Consider the following 957-nt stretch of genomic DNA (forward strand, 5'->3'; position numbering starts at 1 on the left):
CAAATTTAGATAAAATCCTCGAGATTTTACACCGGGCAGATAAAAACACAAGGCCGACGCTCTGTTTTCTGTCCCCTCCTCTGCGTGTTCTTAGCCACAATTTTACTATCTTGGAGGAAAAAAATTTAAAAAAATAATTATGAACAGAACTCGAACAGTTGCCGGCCTTGATGTGCACAAAGATAGCATTTATCTCTGTATTATGGGATATGACCAGGCCATTATTTGGGAAAATACTTATGGAGTGCTTACTCCCGACTTGCGTCAGATGCATCATGACATGAGAGCCCATGGTGTCACCGAAGCAGCTATGGAGAGCACGGCCGTCTATTGGGTTCCGGTATGGACGGAACTCTGCGAATCGATGGAACTCAGATTGGTGAATCCCTATTTCATCAAGCAGCTTCCCGGCAGGAAAAGTGACGTGAAGGATGCCCGATGGATCGCGGAGTGTCTTCTGAAAAATCTCATCAAGGGAAGCTTCGTTCCCGAGCCCATCGTGCAGGATATGCGCAAATTGAACCGCCGTATCATGGACCTGTGCGAAGATACGACCTACAACAGCAACAAACTCGACGCAGCTTTGCAAAGATGCGGTTTTAGGCTCAGCAATTACGTGGCTACCACCAAAAGCAAAAGCTATCGGTCTGTACTCAAAGCGATAATCGACGGACAGACCGATCCTGATGAACTCCTCAGTCTTGTGCATGGACGCATACTCAACAAACATGGACGTGAGAGGGTGAAAGCCGCGCTGACAGGCTCGTTCTCAGAAACCGACCTGATTGTTCTCAGACAATTGAAGGAAACACTCGACCTGATCGAAGAACAGACGGCGGACTGTCAGCAAGAACTCGTCCGGCTCTGCAAAGAACATTACCCCAAACCATACGAACGCCTGCAAACCATCCCCGGTGTCAAGGAACGCGCAGCCACGGCAATCATTGCGGAAACAGG

1 protein-coding gene is annotated in these 957 nt (G+C 48.4%); it reads left to right on the forward strand.

Annotation, left to right across the window (positions count from 1 at the left end):
- Positions 1 to 139: 139 nt before the first annotated feature.
- The coding region (locus tag Tanf_RS02095) for an IS110 family transposase (protein ID WP_046824737.1) at positions 140 to 957 on the forward strand (818 nt) is incomplete at its 3' end.

It is taken from the genome of Tannerella forsythia (assembly GCF_001006485.1).
Taxonomy (GTDB): Bacteria; Bacteroidota; Bacteroidia; order Bacteroidales; family Tannerellaceae; genus Tannerella; species Tannerella forsythia.